Source organism: Tistlia consotensis USBA 355, assembly GCF_900177295.1.
GTDB classification, from domain to species: Bacteria; Pseudomonadota; Alphaproteobacteria; order Kiloniellales; family DSM-21159; genus Tistlia; species Tistlia consotensis.
On record NZ_FWZX01000003.1, the window covers coordinates 278,467 to 297,250 of the forward strand.

Genomic DNA, 18,784 nt, shown 5'->3' on the forward strand with positions numbered 1-18,784 from the left:
GCGCGATGCCGCTGCCGCCCACGCTGACCGGGCGCCTGAAGGCGCCGGTCGTCGCCGCGCCGATGTTCCTGGTCTCCGGGCCCGACCTGGTGGTCGAGACCTGCCGGGCCGGCCTGCTCGGCACCTTTCCGGCGCTCAACCAGCGCACGACCGAGGGTTACGCCGACTGGCTGGCCGAGATCGGCGAGCGCCTGGCGGCGAGCGCGGCGGCCGGCGAGGCGCCCGCCCCCTTCGGCGTCAACCTGGTCGTCCACCGCAGCAACAAGCGCCTGGAGGCCGACCTCGCCGCCACGGTCGCCGCGGAGGTGCCGCTGGTCGTCACCTCGCTCGGCCTGATGCCGGAGGTGATCCAGGCGATCCAGGGCTACGGCGGCGTGATCTTCCACGACGTCATCAACCTGCGCCACGGCGCCAAGGCGGCCGCCGCCGGGGTCGACGGCATCATCGCGATCTGCGCCGGCGCCGGCGGCCATGCCGGGGCGCTCAGCCCCTTCGCCGCGCTCGCCGAGCTGCGCCGCCTGTTCGACGGCCCCCTGATCCTCGGCGGCGTGATGTCGGACGGCCGGCAGGTCGCCGCCGCGCGCCTGATGGGCGCCGACCTCGCCTACCTCGGCACCCGCATCATCGCGACCCGCGAGAGCCTGGCGCCCGAGGCGCAGAAGCGGATGATCCTGGAGGCCCACGCCGACGACATCGTCTACACGCCGGCGGTCAGCAGCGTCGCCGGCAACTTCCTCAGGCCCAGCATGCTCGCCGCCGGGCTCGACCCCGACGACCTGAGGCCGAGGCCCGAGATCGACTTCGGCACCCGAGAGATCAAGGCCTGGAAGCAGGTCTGGGCGGCCGGCCAGGGCGTCGGCTCGATCGACGACCTGCCCTCCGCGGCCGAGCTCTGCGAGCGCCTGATCCGCGACTACCGGACGGCCCTCGACGACCGGGCGGCCCTGGCCGCCGGCCTCGCCGGCTAGCCCCCCCGGGCACCTTCCGGGGGCAGCTCGCGGCGCCCTCGACCCTGGCGCCGCGGCGCCCGCGGGTCTAGCCTGGGACCGGCGGCGTTCCGCCGCCGAGGAGGGAGCCCCATGGCTGGACCGCTCTCCGCCCTGCCGGCCGTGCCGCCGACGGCCCTGACGCCCGGCTTCGGGCCGCTCAAGCTGCCGCCCGACGCCCTCGCCTGCCTGCCCGCGCACCTGCATCCGGTCAGCCGCTTCTTCCTGGAGCGCTGGATCGACGGCACGCTGACCACGCCGGAGTTCCTGCGCTGGTTCCACATGCCGAACTCCGACTACCTGGAGGTCGGCCGCTGCCTGCTGACCGCCCTCACCGGCAACTGAGCGGCGGGCCGCACGGGACGGTGCCCGGGGCGGTGCGAAAGTCTTTGCAGCGGCAGGACGCTTTGCTATAAGCCTCGCTCCCGCGAGGGCAGGCTTCCGCCGCCGCTCGCGGACGAGGTCCGAGAGGCCTGTTCCGGGGTAGCTCAACGGTAGAGCAATCGGCTGTTAACCGATTGGTTGGGGGTTCGAATCCCTCCCCCGGAGCCATCCTTCCGGCCACCACGGCGCTGCGAGCAACGAGCTAGGCGGGCAGAACGCTTCGGAGCGTGTCGCCGCTGTCCGGCCGCACCCTGATCTGCACGCCGGCGAGCGCCGGAAGGTGCCCGCGCAGCTCCCGCTCGATCTCTCTCACCGTCGATTCCGCCTCGGCGAGCGAGAGCCCGCCGTCCAGCGCGACGTCGAGCTCGGCGCGCAGCCGATGCCCGAGCCAGCGGGCGCGGACGCCGGGCACGCCGCGGACGCCGGCGACATGCCCTGCGGCATGGCGCAGCTCGTCGAGGACCCCCGGCTCGACCCCGTCCAGCATCCGGGTGAAGACGGCACGGGCGGACTGCCAGACGATGCGGAAGATCGCCAGGGTGATGAGCAGCCCGACGAGCGGGTCGGCGAGCGGGAAGCCCAGCCACACGCCGGCCGCGCCGAGCACCACGGCAAGGCTGGTCAGCCCGTCGGTCCGCGCGTGATAGCCGTCCGCGACGAGCGCCGCGCTGTCGATCTGCCGGCCGACGCGGATGCGGAAGATGGCGACCGCCTCGTTGCCGACGAATCCGACGACGCCGGCGGCGGCCACCCAGCCGAGCAGGACGATCGGCTGCGGATCGAGCAGCCGGTCGATCGCCTCGTAGCCGGCGACCAGCGCGCTGAACAGGATGATCGCGACGATGACCACGCCGGCCAGGTCCTCGACGCGCCCGAGGCCGTAGGGAAAGCGCTCCGAGGGCTTGCGCCGGGCGAACAGGAAGGCGATCCAGAGCGGCACGGCGGTGGCGGCATCGCCGACGTTGTGGATGGTGTCGGCGAGCAGCGCGACGCTGCCCGAAAGCAGCACGATCGCGAGCTGCAGGGCGGCCGTTACGCCGAGGAACAGGAACGACCACTTGATCGCCCAGATGCCGCGCTCCGTCGTGGCGATCGTGGGGTCGATCACGCCGTGCGCATGGCCGTGACCGTGACCGTGGCCGTGGCCGTGGCCGTGGCCATGATGGTGATCATGGACGCCGCCATGGCCGTGCGCGTCGTGGGGCGCAGCGAAGCCGAGCCACGCCAGGGCGGAGCGAAACATCCGACAGCTCCTCACAGGTACTTGGTGATTTCCTTGAACTCGTCGATCGGGCGGCGCTGCTCCCGCGCCAGCGGCCCGACCACCTCCTCGAGGCAGTTGTCGAGGTGGTCCTGGATCAGGGTCTTCTTGGCCTGGCCGATCGCCTTTTCGACGGCGTGGAGCTGCTGGGCGATGTCGAGGCAGGGGCGGCCCGCCTCGATCATCTCGACGATACTCCTGAGATGGCCGTCGGCGCGCTTCAGCCGCTTGACGATCTCCGGATGGCTCTGGTGCAGGTGGTCGGCGTCGGGCATAGGATTAACCTATCCCCCTGGAGAGGATGGAGTCAAACCCGTCCGGCGCGGCGGCCGGCCCCGCGCTATCCGGCCCCGGCGCCCGCTATGCCTGCAGCAGCTCCGCGGTCAGGCGCGCGATCTCCGTCGGCGCGTCGTCCGGGATCGGGAACACCGAGCTGACGTTGATCTCGCAGAGGACGTAGCTGTCCTCGCCCGCCTCGCTCCTCGGGCCGTAGAGGAAGTCGGCGTCCCAGATGACCGGCAGGGACCTGCGGTCGAGCCCGAGCAGCGCCATGGCCTGCGGCAGCCACTCCGCCTCGACCAGGCTCCGCAGCCGCGCGAACGGCGGCGCCGAGGCCGGATGCATGATGCGCGGCCCCGGCTGCGCCTGCGGCGAGTCCGGGCCTTCGGGCGGCGGCGGAAGCAACGCCTTGATCAGCTGGTGCCCGAAGCCGACGACCCGGTCCGCGCCCAGGTAGCAGCGGATCATGCCCTCGGGCAGGCGCGCCTGGAACGGCTGGTCGACGATCGGCCCGTCGTCCGCGAGGTAGGCGGCGCAGCGCTCCAGGAAGACGGGCAAATCCAGCTCCTCCGGCAGGCTGCGACGCCGCGCCTCGAGCACGCGCACGCGCTGCGCCGCCGATCGCCCTGCTGCCAGGCGCTCGACCTTCCAGACACCCTGGCCGCCGTTGCCCCGGTTGCGCTTGAGCACGCGCGGGCGATCGGTCTGCAGTGCCTCGGGAAAGCCGGCCCGCAGCTCCTCGACGGTGCGGTAGAGCCGCGTGCCCGTGCCCCAGCCGAGCTGCCGGGTCCGATGCAGCACCTCCTTGGTGCCGAGCAGCGGAATCACGTCGGGATGGGCGCTGACCCGGACGCCCCGGGCCGCGACCTCGCGCAGCAATGGGTCGAGCGCGGCACGGGTCCGGCCGTCCGAGAGCGGGTCGGCCCAGACGAGCACGACGTCGCAACCCAGGAGCTGGCTGCGGACCTCCTCGGCGAACTCCTCGGCATAGACAGCCGGCTCGGCCCGGAGCCCACAGGCCGCGAGCGCCGCGAAGATACGGTGCAGCCGGCTGTTCTCCGGCGTTGCAGCGGCGCGCGCTGCGCGGTCTCCGCGCCAGAGCAGCGCGACACGGCCGCCCGCCCCGCTCATCGGGCCGCCTCCGCAGGACGGAAGACGGCGATCGCCGCCGGCACGCCGCGCGAACCCTGTCGCTCGGCCACGAACAGGCGGTCCAGCTCCGGGACGAAGAGGCTGGTGCGGGCGCCCTGGCGGGTCCTGGTACGGCCCAGCGAGCGGAGCCTCGACCCGTCCAGCGCGATCACCTCGATGCTGCCGGCGCCGCAGCTCACCATGAATCGCCGGCGTCCGGCGTCGAAGAACAGGTCGTCGGCGTCCCCGCAGGTGCCGATCGACGCGACAGCCCGGCCCGAGGCGGCATCGAACAGCACGAGGCGGTCCTGCCCGCGGAAGACGACGGCGACGCGCCCCTCGGCGATCGCCATGGGAAAGTTCGACGACAGCGCGCCGGTCGCCCAGGTCGCGGCCGACCGGCCGGCGTCGAGGTCGACCACCGCGATCCGCCCGGCGTCGGGAAGATTGACGTAGGCGCGGTGCGCCGCGATCTGGAAGCCTTCCGGGTGGGCGGGCAGCGCGACGTCGGCGACAACGGCCGCCGCCTGGGCGTCGACGAGCGCGAGGCCGCCGGTGCCGTGGCCGACGACCAGCCGGCCGGTTGCCGGGTCGAGGTGAACATTGTCGGCATCGCCGTCCAGCCTGACGACTCCGCGGCGCTTGAAGTCGCCGCCGGCGAGAAGCCTGAGCGTGCCGTCGCCGCCGCCGGCGATCGCCAGCAGGTCCGGCACGGGAAGGTAGGCAAGGCCCTGGGGTTCCTCCAGGCCGGAGATCCGCCTGATCACCCTGTTGTCCGTGAGGTCGACGACGTCGACGGTCCCGTTGGCGAGCTCCGCGACGAACAGCCGCCTGCGCCCGAGGTCGATCGCCAGATGGTCGATTCGGCCGCTCGTGGCCGGCAGGGCGATCGTGCCCGCGGCCTGGAGCGGCGCCCAGGCGCCGGCGTTGCCGAGCAGTGCGCCAGGCGGCAGCGAGACGAGCGCCGCGGTCGCGATGACACGCGCAAACGTTTGCGGAAAAAGACCGAAGGATCTGTCGGATCGGGTCGCCATAGCCAATGCTCCTGCCGCGCCATCGAAAGGCGCCGCTCGAAGCAGGGCTTGGACGGGGATCGTCTGACGGGGAGCCTGCATCCCCGATGCATCGTCACTCTACGACCGCCGGCAACCCGGCGGCAAGCATGGTCCGCGCCGGGTAGTGTCTCAGTTTGAACTTGGCATCATTCGTTCTCTTTGATCGTCGGCCAGAGGCCGGCGATGTTCCGGCACTCGGCCTCCACATCCTTCATGCGCTGGACCGTCGATTTCACGCCTGGGTACACCCGCATGGAGCCAAGATCGATGACGAAGCAGTAGGGTGCATAGGCTTCTCCATCGTCTGGCATCGTCTCCGTGCAGTACTGCTGCACGATGGCGGACACGTAGCCGGCGCTTTCTTCATTTAGGGGGCGGGTCTTGGAGTAGTGGACCTTGACTGCGCCGACCAGCGACTTGCCGCCCTTGCCCGTGCCTCTCAGCACTATCTCCGGCCTGACACTGATCTCGACACCAAGGCGGGAGATCTTTGGCGGACGATGCGGACCTAGCTCTGGCGCTCCGCCACAGAAGTCGATGGAGTCCAACAGCAGATCGAAGGATTCAAGCGCATCGATGTTCGCGTTCAGCCGCCGCTGCGTCCCAACGCGCTCGGGCGTCCTCTGCTCAAGAATTCTGCGCGCACGAGTCAGCGCGGACAAGTCCTCAAGATTTGATGCCAAGGCATCCGCAATCGCCTCCGATGCCTCCTTGTAGTACATGCCCTTGTAGTCTTGCGGAAATTTACGATCCCGAAGTATCTCCCTTTGCCTATTGCCCCTTGAGACGATATACTCTCCAAGCTTGTTGACACCGATGCTCGGCGTGCTGTTTGTGGCCATCCCAAATCCCCTTTATGAGAGGCTGACATGGACGAAATCGTAGGCGCAGTGCCGGTGTCCAACTCTGCAACCCTGTGCATCGGCGGAATTTCGAGCGCCGAAGCAGAACGGGCGCGAGAAGCGGGCCACGATCTCGACGGAATGGGATACTACCTCTTTTTGGCGAGTCAGGACGATCCAGAAAAACCAATAGAGGTGCTGGCTAAGTTCTGGTCCGCTTCTGCCGCAGAGCGATTAGCTCGGATGATTGCGGCTGGCTCCTAGCGAGCGCGCTTCTTATACGGTCCGCGTGGCTTCGGCTCCGGCGCCCGCGCATCGATCAGCCCAACGATCCACTCCATGTCGTGCAGCGTGTTGGACACGCCAGCGGCCATCGCGGGCGTGACCTTCAGCGTCTTGTGGATGCGGCAGAAGTTATAGAACGTGAAGTACAGCGCCAGCGCGTGGCAGTGGTTCTCGACCTTCTTCGAGAAGGCGTTGGTCAGTCGGGTGAACCGGCGCATGGACATGCGCATGGTGAGGTTCTGCCGCTCGACGTAGCTCGTGCTGATGTGCTTCGGATCCGGGTTGCCTTCGATCCGCTCCTTGCGGGCGCCGATGCACTCTGCCGGGCTGTAGCGACCGCGGGCGGCTTCCGGAGCCGTCCCATACAGCTTCACCAGCATAGCGTAGTCGACTTCGCTGCCGAAGGCGCCCTCGACCGCCTCAAGGTAGGCCTTGTGGCCGTCCGTGGTGAGCTGGACCCGATTGGCGAGCCGCTGGCGCAGATCGTCGATCAGCCCCATGGCGTATTCGCTGTCCCGGCCGCCAACCAGATAGGAGACAATCAGCTTGCTGTCGGCATCGATGGCCGTCCACGTCCACACGTCGCCGTAGGCCAGGTCCTTCCGCTTCGCCGCCGCGACGTTCTTCTGCTTGGCATAGCAGAACGACCAGATCTCATCGCATTGGACCCGCTTGGCCTTCACGTTCCGCACGGTCTCGTCATGGTGCGCCATGCAGGCTTCGCTGGCGTCCTCAAGCAGCTTCGTCACCGTGTTGATCGACACGCCGACAACCCGCGAGATCGACCGCATGGAAGATCCTTCCACCAGCATGGAGAGGATCTGGATGCGCTTAGCGAGGGGCAGCTTGTTCATACCCCTCATATGTGAACTCCTATGCTTAGCGTCAAGCATCACCGTTCATTATTTACTACCGCAACTGGCCGCGTTCGCTCGACCGGCACCGCTTGGGACGCAATGACTCCGAAAATCAGTCCACTGATCTCCGACTCTGGGACAGCTAGCTCCCGCGCCACATGCCCCGGCGTCATCTTATGGGCCCACAGATTTTGCAACACTTTCTGCCAAACAACTGAACTTTCCCGCTCGATAGGATGGGGTTCTGACTTGTTGTATCCTTTAGTCGCGATTTCGATGCAAAAGTCCCTATATTTCCAGTCCGATGTGATCCCTAGCTTGTGAAGCCTAAAATTCAACGCCGCCAAAGACACACGCCAACGCAACTTAGCACGCAAAATTTGCGGCAGGTATTGTGCACGAGGTAATACAGCCATTACGTCGGCGGAAGGCATAAGGAACGCTGACGCAAACTGATTCGCTTCACTTTCTGCTTTCCTACCAACGCATCCGCCATCTTGATGTAGTACCAAATGGCCAAGCTCATGAGCGGCGTCAAATCGGCTACTCTCTGCACTTTTGTACGTATTCAAGAACATGTATGGCTTATCTCTGCGCCATAGCGAATAAGCATTTACTTTTACGGTATTTTCAGCGAGTGAAAATACGCGAACACCCTTAGATTCTAACAAATGGATCATATTAGAAATCGGCTTTTCTCCTAACCGCCACTCTTCTCGGAGAACTCTAGCTGCGCGTTCCGGATCATATAGATGAAGATCCGGAACCTGAATTTCCGGAAGATTAAACCGGTCCTCTACCCAATCTGACAGCATGAATCCAATAGCACCTGCGGCGAGAGAGGCATCTCTTATCGCCGCAGACATACTTGTCTGACTACGAAAGCTGGCGGATTCTGGCTCGTCCAGATCCGGTCCAAAGAAAAAGCTAGTTGGAAATGCTAGAGCACGAGAGAAGGCGTCGACATTTTCTGCCGTTGGTTCGGTCAAACCTTTCTCGCACCGAACTACGGTGTGCTGGGCCACACCGGCAAGTTCAGCGAATCCTTTCTTGTTCAGCAACCGCCTTCTTCTGGCGATGCTGAGCCGCGACGGGTTGAACCGCATACAGATTACTTTCGAGAGACCGGGATATCGAACTCAGTGCCATCGTCGCCATCGTCGGATTTGCGAAGCTCTTCTCCAGGCCCATCGTCACCGTCACCGATAAGAACGAGTCGCTCCATGAAGTCGCTGAAGAAACCACCATCAGCGCCTACTGGGCAGGATAATTCGGCGCGAACTTCATCACCTTCGCAATAAACACAGAGATACCACGAAATGATAATTCCAGGCTGACCCCGTTTCATTGAGAGCGGAATTACCTTTTTTAAAAACTCAGGGTCGTCAAATCGATCAAAAAAAGAGCCTTGATTTTCGGAAACAGCACGATCTGTTGCGGGGCCTTTCCGACTGCGATTCTGTGGCCCCGGTCCCTTGACGCCTGTCCCATCGTCAGTATTGCTTACAGCGAACCGACGCCCATTCTCGACATCGACGACCCACGGAATCTGATCCGCGTCGTCCTTCGCATATCCCTTTGAACGCCCAATCTCGCGGAATCTCCGACTGCCATCCTTCCAGGACATCCAGCCTGGCGCCGAGGCGGGATCGTTGTCTGTGCATCCGTTTCGAGCGCCCACCATGGCGTCAACAACCTCTAGAAGCTCGTCCGGCGTCCAGCCCAACTGCTCTAGACGATTGCGAACTTCGATGGGATTCGTGCGGAAGATAGCGGTCACGTCTCATGCCATGTTCATTTTTTCGACCTCACTCTAGGCGGAAAAAATGAACATGGTCAAGCCTCTTTTGTCGAGACTTATTCTTTGCCCCACCGCTTCGCAGCCGCCTTCCGCGCGATCTCCTTTCGCTGCTCAGGCGTGAGCTTGCTGGCACGCGCCTCGCCACCCTTCCGGCCCATGGCCTGAGCAGCCTTGTCCTTGCCGACGTCCTGCTCGGTCTGCTCCTCGATCTCGCCTGTGGCGATCTTGGCGACCATGACGGCGGCGCCCACGACGTCGGCTGGGCGCTTCTCGCCCTTGGGGCCTCTAGGCATGACTGTCCTTCGTATCGGTCGGGAGCCGGGAGGCGTGGTCCGTCACGATCTGCGCGGCCAGCTCCAAGCCCTCTTTACGACCAAGAGCAATGCCCTCAGCGACCGCTTTGGCTATCTCTTCCGGCAGGGAACCAGGCGGTCCCACCCATCGCTTGCGGGTGGCGACAATGGCTCGCGCCTTGTCGAGATCAGATGACATGACGGCCTCCATGCTTGCCACTAAGCATATGGGAAGCCGGAGCGTCGAGCGAACCCCACGTCAAGGCCGACGATTTTCAAACTGAGACACTACCCCGCGCCGCCTCTTCACGAGCGAGTCACGGCTGCAGGGGCGCCGCAGCGACGCCTTCGGCGCCGTCACGATCGCGCTTCTCCGCTCGCCCGCTTCGGGGTCCGGGAAGGCCTGCTCGCCGGCAAGGCTGCCGCGCCGCTCGACAGGCGATCGATTGCAGGCCGCCGACGGCTCCGCTGCCCCGGCGCCATGGTCCCCACAGCAGAGCCCGGCCCCGCCCTCCCCGAATCCTTCTCCTCCCCCGAATCCTTATCCTCCCAGGAGCCTGCCCCTCGATTCGAGCCCTTGGCCGGAAGCCTCGCCACGGCCAAGCTGCGCGTCGGCGCCGCCGCTGGCGCCCCGGACAGCCCCGACGAGAGGAAGATCGATCCCGTGACCGCCACCGACCGCGCCCTGCGCCCCCGCCGCAGCTTCATCTTCGCGCCGGGCACGCGCCCCGACATGTTCCCCAAGGCGCTGCGCTGCGGCACCGACATCGTCTGCGTCGACCTGGAGGACGCGGTCGCGCCGAAGGACAAGGAGCAGGCGCGCCGGCAGGCCTTCGCGCAGCTGCCCGCCGCCGAGGGGCCGGTGCGGGTCGAGCGGGTCGTCCGCATCAACTGCCTCAGGACCCTCGACGGCATGGCCGACGTCCAGGCCCTGCTGCAGGCGCCGGCCGCGATCGAGGCGGTGATGCTGCCGAAGGTCAAGGGACCGGAGGAGGTGCGCAACCTCGCCGACCTGCTGGTCGAGTACCGGCTGGCGACCCGGCTGCACGTCATCATCGAGACCAATGAGGCCCTGGAGGCCGCCCACGAGATCGCCCGCGCCAGCGACCGCATCGAGGCGCTGTTCTTCGGCGGCGTCGACATGGCCGCCGACCTGCGCTGCAAGTCGAGCTGGATGGCCCTGCAGTACGCCCGCTCCCGCGTCGTCCATGCGGCCGCGACCCAGGGGCTGGACGCGATCGACGTGCCCTACCTCGACCTCGGGGACCGCGAGGGCATGCTGCGCGAGGCCGCGCTGTCGGCCGAGCTCGGCTTCACCGGCAAGGGTGCGATCCACCCGAAGCAGATCCCCGACCTCAACGACGTCTTCACCCCGGACGACGCGAGCGTCGCGCACGCCCGGCGGGTGCTCGAGGCCTTCGAGAAGAGCGACGGCGGCCTGCTGGTCTTCGAGGGCAAGCTGATCGAGAAGCCGGTGCTGCGCAGCTTCGCGCGGATGTTGGCGGTGCGCGCGATCGCCGACGCCTGACGCGGGGCGGCCGCGCCGCGCGGCTTGACCGCCCCCTTCGGACAGGGCTCGTCCGATCTTGCTCCAGGCTAAGGACGGCGGCCGCCGGAAGGCGTAGCAAGGTACCTCGGCCCCGCGTCCGGAGGTCCGGAGCCCGGGGGCTCGAGATCGCGCGGCCGGCCGACGACCTGAGAGCCTGCGGGCCGATCCGAGCGCCGAGTGAGGAGGCATTGCTGTTGCACGAGCCGAAGAGCGAGGAGCTTGCAAACCGCCCGGCCGGGACGCCCGCCGGCACACGGCCCCGGCGCCTCGCAGCCCCCGACCTGCCGGCATCGGCCGGCGGCGGCGATCCGCGCGAGCCGGCGGAAGTGCCGGGCGAGACGCCGGAGGAACTGCCGCCCGGAGCGCCGAGCGAGCTGCCACCCGATCTACCTCCGGAGATGCCGCCCTGCCAGGCCCTCGCCGGTGGCCTGACCGTGCTGCTGGTCGAGGACGACAGCCTGATCCGGCAGAGCACGGCCGACATGCTGGACGAGCTCGGCCATCGCGTCCTCGAGGCCCGGCGGGCCGCCGAGGCCCTGGAGGCGCTGGAGACGCAGGCGGTCGACCTGTTGATGACCGATGTCGGGCTGCCCGACGGCTCGGGCGTCGAGCTGGCGCGCCGCGGCCGGCTGGTCCGCCCCGCGCTGCTGGTGGTCTTCGCGACCGGCCACAGCCGGATCGAGGGCCTGGCCGAGGCCGGCCTCGCCGACTCCAGCCTGCTGCTCGAGAAGCCCTTCGAGGAAGAGGCGCTCGGCGCCTGCCTGCGCCGGGCCGCCGCCGGCGTCCGCGGCGGCTGACGCCGCTGCAGCGGCGCGATACACGGATCTGGGGCAAAAAACAACGGTCGCGCAGGTCCTGCGCGACCGTCTCAATCCTCCGCCGGACTCGCGCCGGCTTCCTCCCTAAACTTGGGCCCTGCCATGGTCGAGCTTGCTGCCTCGATCTTCGGCAGACGAACAATGCCAGGGCGGCGCACCCATCGCAAGAAAATTTCTACGCTGCACTGCACAAGATAACATCCTGTGCCGTCTGCCCGGGGTACCCGGAAAGTTCCTTGCGAATCGCCGGCAGGCCCGGATGATTGGGGACGAAATGAGAACTTATCCCCAGGCTGGGCCCGGCGTCTTAACCCTTCCCCATTTGACAGCCGGGCCTCGACCGCTAGAATCCAGGTTCCTGCAGCGTTCCAGCAACCAAGAGTTGGAGCACTGCGCCGGGATCGTCCAGCAGCCCCGCGAAGAGGGCGCCTCCCGAGCCAGCGAGGCGGACGAACCTGACCAGGCGGGAGGACTGTCATGAACCCACGACCGAACAAACCGGACCGGAACGCTTCTGGCCGCGCGGTCGCGGCCGACCGGCAGCGCCAGCTGCTCAACGCCGGGCTGATCAACGCCGGTCTCGTCACCGGCAGCCTGCTCCTGGGGGCGACCGCCATCGCCCTCTGGGTGACGATGGTCTTCTGAGCGAAGGGGGCCGGCGGCTCCCTGCCGGCCCGTCGGGCCGAGCCGGGTCGAGGCCGCCGCCGCGCACGGCCATCGAAGGGCCGGGGGAAGTCCGAGCCCACCGATACGAGGCGTCGAAACGGCAAGACGGCGCCGCCTCCGACGAGAGGCGGCGCCGTTGCCGTACTGGCCGGCCCGCCCTACTCCGCCGCCTCGCCCTTGGGCACCTGCACGATCACCGGCTCGACGGCGCGCAGCTCCTCGAGCTCGATGTGGCAGAGGATCTCGTGGCCCGGCGCGTCGACGCGGTTCGGCGGCGCCTCGGTCTCGCAGACCCGGCCGATCTTGCGGTGGCAACGGGTGTTGAAGGGACAGCCCTTCGGCGGGTTCAGCACCGAGGGCAAGGCGCCCTCCAGGATGATCCGCTTCTTGTGCACTGACGTGTCGGCGATCGGCACGGCCGAGAGCAGCGCTTCGGTATAGGGATGGTAGGGCGGCGAGAAGACCTCGTCGGTCGTGCCCTGCTCGACGATGTGGCCGAGGTACATGACCACGACCCGGTCGGCGAGGTAGCGCACCAGGCTGAGGTCGTGGCTGATGAACAGCAGGGTCGTGCGGTAGCTGCGCTGGATGTCCATCAGGAGGCCGGTGACCGCCGCCGCGACCGAGACGTCGAGCGCCGAGACCGGCTCGTCGGCGACCACCATCGAGGGGTTGCCCGCGAAGGCCCGGGCGATGCCGACGCGCTGCTTCTGGCCGCCGGAGAGCTGGCGCGGCCGGCGCCGCGCGAACTCGCGCGGCAGCTTGACCAGGTCGAGCAGCTCGAGCACCCGCTGCTCGACCTTCCGCCTGTCCGTCTCGACGCCGAACTTGCGGATCACCCGGGCCAGCTGGGAGCCGACCGAGTGGCTTGGGTTCAGCGTGTCGAAGGGGTTCTGGAAGATCATCTGCAGCGAGCCGATCTCCTTGGGAGAGCGGGCCTGCACCGGCTTCTTGCCCAGGTCGCCGCCGCGGAACTGCACCGTGCCGTCGGTCGCCGTCTCCAGCCCCATCAGCACCTTGGCGAAGGTCGACTTGCCGCAGCCCGACTCGCCGACGATCGCCACGGTCTGGCTCTCGCGGGCGGTGAAGGTGATCTGCTCGTTGGCCTTCACGTAGCGCACGGTCTTGCCCTTGATCAGGGCGGCCAGCGAGGTGTCGGACAGCTCGTAGTACTTGCGCATGCGGTCGACGTGCAGCACCTCCGGGCCGACCTGGGAGCCCTCGGTCGAGAGGCCGTGCGGGCGGTGCGCGTCCCAGTCGATCTCGTTCCAGCGGATGCAGCGCGCGGCGTGGCCCGGCTCCTCCGGGATGTCCGACATGGGGATCATCCCGGCGTCGCAGCGGCCGGCCACGAAATGGTCGCAGCGCGGCCCGAAATAGCAGCCCTTCGGCCGCTCGTGGGGCAGCGGCAGCTGGCCGCGGATCGGCACCAGCGGGCGCGCGGTCTTGTCGGCGCCGGGCAGCGGGATGCAGTCGAACAGCCCCTGGGTATAGGGGTGCCGCATCTCGTTGAAGACCTCCTCGACCGCGCCGGTCTCGACGACCTGGCCGGAGTACATGACGTTGATCCGGTCGCAGGTCTCCAGGATCAGGCCGAGGTTGTGCGAGATGTAGATCATCGAGGTGTTGAAGCGCTCGGCGATCTCGGCGATCAGCTCGATGATGCCGGCCTCGACCGTGACGTCGAGCGCCGTGGTCGGCTCGTCGAGCAGCAGCAGCTTCGGCTTGGAGAGCAGCGCCATGGCGATCACCACGCGCTGCTGCTGGCCGCCGGAGATCTGGTGCGGATAGGAGCGGAAGACGCGCTCCGGATCCGGCAGCTTGACCGCCCCCAGCATGTCGAGCACGCGCTCGGCCGCCTGCGCCTCGGTCACCCCCTTCTCGTGGAAGAGCGGCACCTCCATCAGCTGGCGGCCGATCAGCATCGAGGGATTCAGCGAGGCCATGGGCTCCTGGTAGACCATGGCGATCTCGTTGCCGCGCAGCTGGCGCAGCTCCTCCTCGCTGAACGACAGCATGTCCCGGCCGTTGTAGAGGATCTCGCCGCCGACGACCTTACCGTTGCCGCCGAGGTAGCGCATGATCGCGAGCGCGACCGTCGACTTGCCGCAGCCCGACTCGCCGACCAGGCCGATCGCCTCGCCTTCGTGCAGCGTCATGCTGAAGTCGATGACCGCCGGGATCTCGCCCGCCCTGGTGAAGTAGGACAGGCAGAGATTCCGGCATTCCAGGACCGGGGCCCCGAACCGCTTGGACTTGTCGCGCATCGGTTCCGTGCCTCCCGTTCTTCTAGTCTTTGAGGGAGATTTCGCGCAGCGCGTCGGCCAGCAGGTTGAAGCCGAGCACCAGGGACGACAGCGCGATGCAGGGGAAGATGATCGCGTGCGGCGCGGTCAGCGACAGCTGCCGGGCCTCGGAGATCATCTTGCCCCAGTCGGGGTTTGGCGGCGGCAGGCCGAGGCCCAGGAACCCGAGGACTCCGATGGTGATGACCGTGTAGCCGAGCCGCAGCATGGCATCGACGATGATCGGCCCGCGGGCGTTCGGCAGCAGCTCGACGAACAGGATGCGGAACACCGATTCGCCGCGCGTCTCGGCGGCCATGATGTACTCCCGCGTTCGCAGGTCGAGGGCGAGCGAGCGCACGATGCGCATGATGCCCGGTGCCGAGGCGAAGGTCACCGCGAGCACGATGTTGAGGCCCGACGGCCCGATCACGATGATGATCACGACGTAGAGCACGACCGGCGGGAACGACAGGATGACGTTCGAGATGTAGGACAGGATCGAGTCGATCCAGCCGCCGCGGTAGCCGGCCCAGAGGCCCATCGGGATGCCGACGGCGTAGGCGCAGAGGATCGCCAGCGGGGCGTAGATCAGCACCTGGCGGGCGCCGAAGATCAGCCGGCTCAGGATGTCGCGGCTCGACTTGTCCGTGCCCAGCCAGAAGGTGCCGACGTCGTACTTGCCGGCCGACTTAACGGCGACCGCCAGGCTGTCGAGCCGCTCCTTCAGGGCGTCGCTCCGGTCGCCGAGGGCCGAGCGCTGCCGGCTCAGTTCCTCGGCCTTCGGGTCGCCCTCGTCGAGGGCCTGGATCTGCTTCTTCAGGTCGCGGCGCTGCTGGCGGATCGCCTCGACCTGCCCCTTCAGGTCGTCGGCCGTCGCCTGCAGCTTGTCGTAGCTCTCGAAGCCGGCCATGCGGGCGGCCTCGTCCTTGCTGATCAGCGTGCCGATGTCCTTGGCCGGCTTCTCGGTGTAGTCGCTGATCCGGACCGGCTCGTCGCCGGCCATGATCAGCGTTGTGCCCGGGGGCGCCGCGGTGTAGCCGGCGAATCCGGTGTTCGGGTGGAACAGCAGGCCGGCGGAGAGCAGCAGGTTGCAGATCAGCGCCATCAGCACCCAGAAGGCGACCAGGGAGGCGCCGATCATCCCGATCCAGCTCTCGCGCAGCAGCAGCACGGCGCGGAAGAGCCGCAGGTAGAAGGGCGTGGGCTTCGGCATCGCCTCGGCGGTGACAGCCATGGTCTTTCTCCCCTAGCCGAACCGCAGACGCGGGTTGAGGAAGCGGTAGCCGATGTCCGATATCAGCTGGGACCCGACCGCGACGAAGACCGCCACCAGGCAGCAGGCCTCGATGATGAAGATGTCGCCGCTCAGCGAGGCGTCGAGCAGCAGCTTGCCGAAGCCGCGATAGGCGAAGATCGCCTCGGTCACGACGACGCCGGACAGCAGCCAGTTGAGCTGCAGCATGATCACCGTGAAGGGCGCGATCAGCGCGTTGCGCAGGGCGTGGCGCACGATGATCCGGCCGAACGGCAGGCCTTTCAGGCGGGCCGTGCGGATGTAGTGCGTGGTCATGACCTCGGCCATCGAGGCCCGGGTCATGCGCGCCACGTAGCCGATGTCGTAGAGCACCAGCACGATGACCGGCAGCACCATCGCCGACCAGTCCCAGCCGGAGGACATGGCGGCGGTGCCGGGAAACAGCGGTATCAGGTAGACGAAGAACACGATCAGCATCGGACCGGTCGCGTACTCCGGTATCGAGGTGGTTATGATCGTGAAGGTCGACACGAAGCGGTCGAGCAGCGAGCCCTCCTTCATGCCGGCGAGCACGCCGAGCAGGAGGGCGATCGGCACCATCACCGCCATCACCAGGCCGCCGAGGATCGCCGTGTTGAGCAGGCGCGGCGCCATCACCGCGACCACCGTCTGGCCCTTGTAGAGGGTCACGGACTTGCCGAGGTCGCCGGTCGCGATCTCGCCGATCCAGTCGACGTAGCGCTCGTACATCGGCCGGTTGAAGCCGTTCTCCTGGAGCCAGATCTCCCGCGATTCCTGCGAGGAATAGGGCCCCAGCACCTTGACAGCGAGGTTGTCGACGTTGACCTCGAGCATCGCGAACACGAGGACCGATACGCCGAGCATGACCAGGATCATCTGGCCCATGCGGCGCGCGATGAATACGAGCATACGCCCTACCCCCTGTTTCCGTAGCGCGCCCCTTGCCTCGGCCGGGGCGTCTCCTTCGTCCGCTTCCTTCTTGGGCGGGAAGCGGTAGGGAACCGGTCGGGCCGGCGGCACCGAAGCGCCGCCGGCCCGACCGCACCGATCAGCTGTCGATCCAGGTCTTGCTGAACTGGTGGTACTGCGTCGGGTGCGCCTTGTAGCCGTGCACCTTGTCGCTCGTGGCCGTGAAGACGGAGCGCCAGTAGGGCTGGGCGATCACGGAATCGTCCTGCAGGATCTTCTCCACCTTCTCCATCTTCGCGGTGCGCTCCTTGACGTCGAGCGTGCCGCTGGCGTCGCTGAGCGCGGCATCGAACTCCGGGTTCGCATAGCCGGTCTCGTTCCACGACACGCCGGAGCGGTAGCCGAGGTTGAGCACCATCACGCCGAGCGGCCGGTGCGTCCAGGTCGTGGCGCCGAACGGCACCTTCTGCCAGACGTCCCAGTAGTTCGGATTCGGCTTGATGTTCAGCCGGATGCCGGCCGGCGCCAGCTGGTCGCGCGCCGCCTGGGCCGCCGTGACCGTGAACTGGTAGTTCGGATGGACCTCGATCTCGAGGTCGATGCCGTCCTTGTAGCCGGCCTCCGCGAGCAGCTTCTTCGACTTCTCGATGTCGCGCTCGATCATCGGCAGCTTGAAGTACTCGGGGTGGATCGGCGCGACGTGGTGGTCCTCGGCGACCGCACCCTTGCCGCGGTACGACAGCTCCAGGATCTTGGCGTGGTCGAGGCCGGCGCAGACCGCCTGGCGCACCCGCTTGTCGTCGAACGGCTTGGCGTCGACGCGCATGCGCATGACGTGGGTCTGGGCGGTCACGACGTCGTGCAGCACGCCGTGGTCCATGTCCTCGACCTGGTCGATCGAGTCGATGTCGACCTCGTAGACGTGGTCGACCTCACCCGAGGCCAGGGCCTGGATCGGCGCGTTCGGGTCGTCGCCGTGGTCGAGGTAGAGGATCTCGTCCAGGTAGTACTTCGGGCCCCAGTAGTCGGGCTTCTTCTTGAGCAGGCAACGCTCGCCGATCTTGAACTCGGCCAGCGTGAAGGGGCCGGTGCCGATCGGGTTCTTGGCGAAGTCGGCGGCGTAGTCCTTGCCGAAGCCGCGGTGCACGATCGCCGTCGGGTAGTTGTAGAGGTTCTCCGGGATCGCCAGCTCGGGCGCCGAGAGGTGCAGCGTGACGGTGTGGTCGTCGACCCGCTCGATGGCGTCGCTGCGCATGCGGCGCTTGATCTTGCCCTTGTCGTCCTTGCCGGCCTCCTCGGTCATGCCGATGAACAGGCCGACGTTCGACGAGCCAGTCGCCGGGTCGAGCCAGCGGGTGAAGTTGTGGATCACGTCGTCGGCGTTGAAGTCGTCGCCGTTCGACCACTTGATCCCCTTGCGGAGCTTGAAGGTCCAGGTCTTCAGGTCGTCGGACGCCTCCCAGCTTTCGGCCAGGTAGGGCACCGTGACGTTGTCCGGCGTGGTCAGCGTCATGTACTCGATGATCGCCCGGGTCTGGTTGGACATCTGGGTCCAGTCGTAGGTCGCCGGGTCGTCCATGCGCTGCACGCGCATCGAGGAGCGCAGCCGGCCGCCCATCTTCGGCGTCTCGGCCATCGCCGGGCGGATCAGGGAGCCCTGACGGCCCATGATCTTGTCGGCCGTCGCATAGGCGACGCCGGCGCTGACGCCCAGCAGGCAGGCGGTGCGCAGGAACTCGCGGCGGTCGATCTTGTTCTCGCGAAGCTGCTGACACAGCTCCGGCACGTACGGATGGACGCGCTTGCCTTGTGCGTCCTTGATTTCCTTGGCCATGCTCGTCTCCCTTGGTGGCTCTCGTTCGGACACGGAGGTCGCCGCGCCGATCCTGTCAGGCCCTAGGGAAGGTCTTCGGGGACGATGCGACGGGACGACGAGGTTCCACCGGCGACCTGCCGGTCGGCTACTCGACGGCTGTCGGAATCGATCCGCCCGCGCTCACCGGAGATCCCGCCTCCGCAGCACCCCGGACAGGCCTCGAACGAGGCTCCCCAACGAAAACACTTCCTGTTCTCCTTAGCGCCAGGTTAGCCCCGGTCGCGCTTC

20 protein-coding genes and 1 tRNA gene are annotated in these 18,784 nt (G+C 67.2%); 7 read left to right on the plus strand and 14 right to left on the minus strand.

The features are described 5' to 3' along the window. Nucleotides 1–5: 5 nt before the first annotated feature. The 3 genes from B9O00_RS06510 to B9O00_RS06520 all read left to right on the plus strand — a co-directional run bounded on the left by B9O00_RS06510 (nt 6) and on the right by B9O00_RS06520 (nt 1,538). Nucleotides 6–968: an NAD(P)H-dependent flavin oxidoreductase gene (locus B9O00_RS06510; protein ID WP_085121651.1), complete on the plus strand. Its 963-nt coding sequence runs from the start codon at nt 6–8 to the stop codon at nt 966–968. Between the two features lie 111 nt (nt 969–1,079). Beyond that, on the plus strand, nt 1,080–1,331 hold the full coding sequence (locus B9O00_RS06515) for a hypothetical protein (RefSeq protein WP_085121652.1): 252 nt from the start codon (nt 1,080–1,082) through the stop codon (nt 1,329–1,331). A gap of 132 nt (nt 1,332–1,463) precedes the next feature. Further along, nucleotides 1,464–1,538: transfer RNA gene (locus B9O00_RS06520), tRNA-Asn, on the plus strand. Between the two features lie 34 nt (nt 1,539–1,572). Here B9O00_RS06520 and B9O00_RS06525 read toward each other — a convergent pair. The 5 genes from B9O00_RS06525 to B9O00_RS06545 form a co-directional block, all read right to left on the minus strand. Beyond that, nucleotides 1,573–2,613 (minus strand): cation diffusion facilitator family transporter, encoded by a 1,041-nt coding sequence (locus B9O00_RS06525; protein ID WP_085121653.1) that lies wholly within the window; start codon nt 2,611–2,613, stop codon nt 1,573–1,575. 11 nt (nt 2,614–2,624) lie between these two features. Beyond that, nucleotides 2,625–2,906, minus strand: a complete 282-nt coding sequence (locus B9O00_RS06530; protein WP_085121654.1) for a metal-sensing transcriptional repressor — start codon at nt 2,904–2,906, stop codon at nt 2,625–2,627. A gap of 85 nt (nt 2,907–2,991) precedes the next feature. After that, complete coding sequence (locus tag B9O00_RS06535) at nt 2,992–4,041, minus strand: Cj0069 family protein (protein ID WP_085121655.1); 1,050 nt, start codon at nt 4,039–4,041, stop codon at nt 2,992–2,994. Beyond that, nucleotides 4,038–5,075, minus strand: a complete 1,038-nt coding sequence (locus tag B9O00_RS06540) for a YncE family protein (RefSeq protein ID WP_085121656.1) — start codon at nt 5,073–5,075, stop codon at nt 4,038–4,040. The genes B9O00_RS06535 and B9O00_RS06540 overlap by 4 nt, the downstream gene beginning before the upstream one ends. 167 nt (nt 5,076–5,242) lie before the next feature. Next, nucleotides 5,243–5,938 (minus strand): hypothetical protein, encoded by a 696-nt coding sequence (locus tag B9O00_RS06545; protein ID WP_085121657.1) that lies wholly within the window; start codon nt 5,936–5,938, stop codon nt 5,243–5,245. Nucleotides 5,939–5,965: 27 nt separating this feature from the next. On the opposite strand from B9O00_RS06545, the gene B9O00_RS32365 reads away from it, so the two are divergent. Further along, nucleotides 5,966–6,202, plus strand: coding sequence for a hypothetical protein (locus B9O00_RS32365; protein ID WP_143596163.1), 237 nt, complete (start codon nt 5,966–5,968; stop codon nt 6,200–6,202). On the opposite strand, the gene B9O00_RS06550 is transcribed toward B9O00_RS32365, so the two are convergent. The 5 genes from B9O00_RS06550 to B9O00_RS32375 form a co-directional block, all read right to left on the minus strand. Continuing rightward, a complete protein-coding gene (locus B9O00_RS06550; protein ID WP_200808422.1) occupies nt 6,199–7,077 on the minus strand; it encodes a DDE-type integrase/transposase/recombinase in 879 nt (292 codons plus the stop codon). The two genes, B9O00_RS32365 and B9O00_RS06550, sit on opposite strands and share 4 nt — an antisense overlap. Before the next feature lie 38 nt (nt 7,078–7,115). Continuing rightward, nucleotides 7,116–8,141: a helix-turn-helix domain-containing protein gene (locus B9O00_RS06555; protein ID WP_200808423.1), complete on the minus strand. Its 1,026-nt coding sequence runs from the start codon at nt 8,139–8,141 to the stop codon at nt 7,116–7,118. Nucleotides 8,142–8,191: 50 nt separating this feature from the next. After that, nucleotides 8,192–8,860 (minus strand): hypothetical protein, encoded by a 669-nt coding sequence (locus tag B9O00_RS32370; protein ID WP_143596164.1) that lies wholly within the window; start codon nt 8,858–8,860, stop codon nt 8,192–8,194. 77 nt (nt 8,861–8,937) lie between these two features. Beyond that, nucleotides 8,938–9,117, minus strand: coding sequence for a hypothetical protein (locus B9O00_RS06560; protein ID WP_200808424.1), 180 nt, complete (start codon nt 9,115–9,117; stop codon nt 8,938–8,940). Nucleotides 9,118–9,166: 49 nt separating this feature from the next. Further along, nucleotides 9,167–9,373: a hypothetical protein gene (locus B9O00_RS32375; protein WP_143596165.1), complete on the minus strand. Its 207-nt coding sequence runs from the start codon at nt 9,371–9,373 to the stop codon at nt 9,167–9,169. 378 nt (nt 9,374–9,751) lie between these two features. Here B9O00_RS32375 and B9O00_RS06565 point away from each other — a divergent pair, with 378 nt between their 5' ends. From B9O00_RS06565 to B9O00_RS33010, 3 genes are all read left to right on the plus strand, one after another. Beyond that, complete coding sequence (locus B9O00_RS06565) at nt 9,752–10,702, plus strand: HpcH/HpaI aldolase/citrate lyase family protein (protein ID WP_218822842.1); 951 nt, start codon at nt 9,752–9,754, stop codon at nt 10,700–10,702. 215 nt (nt 10,703–10,917) lie between these two features. Beyond that, nucleotides 10,918–11,520, plus strand: a complete 603-nt coding sequence (locus B9O00_RS06570; protein ID WP_085121662.1) for a response regulator — start codon at nt 10,918–10,920, stop codon at nt 11,518–11,520. A gap of 498 nt (nt 11,521–12,018) precedes the next feature. Beyond that, nucleotides 12,019–12,186 carry a hypothetical protein gene (locus B9O00_RS33010; protein ID WP_159460126.1) on the plus strand — a complete coding sequence of 56 codons (168 nt, stop codon included), beginning with the start codon at nt 12,019–12,021 and terminating at the stop codon, nt 12,184–12,186. A 179-nt stretch (nt 12,187–12,365) separates the two neighbouring features. On the opposite strand, the gene B9O00_RS06575 is transcribed toward B9O00_RS33010, so the two are convergent. From B9O00_RS06575 to B9O00_RS06590, 4 genes are all read right to left on the minus strand, one after another. Beyond that, nucleotides 12,366–14,474, minus strand: coding sequence for a dipeptide ABC transporter ATP-binding protein (locus tag B9O00_RS06575; protein ID WP_085121663.1), 2,109 nt, complete (start codon nt 14,472–14,474; stop codon nt 12,366–12,368). A 22-nt stretch (nt 14,475–14,496) separates the two neighbouring features. Further along, a complete protein-coding gene (locus B9O00_RS06580) occupies nt 14,497–15,729 on the minus strand; it encodes an ABC transporter permease subunit (protein WP_235017049.1) in 1,233 nt (410 codons plus the stop codon). A 12-nt stretch (nt 15,730–15,741) separates the two neighbouring features. Further along, nucleotides 15,742–16,680, minus strand: coding sequence for an ABC transporter permease (locus B9O00_RS06585; protein WP_085121664.1), 939 nt, complete (start codon nt 16,678–16,680; stop codon nt 15,742–15,744). 139 nt (nt 16,681–16,819) lie between these two features. Further along, entirely contained in the window at nt 16,820–18,514 is a 1,695-nt protein-coding gene (locus B9O00_RS06590; protein WP_085121665.1) for an ABC transporter substrate-binding protein, read from the minus strand. Nucleotides 18,515–18,784: the final 270 nt, after the last annotated feature.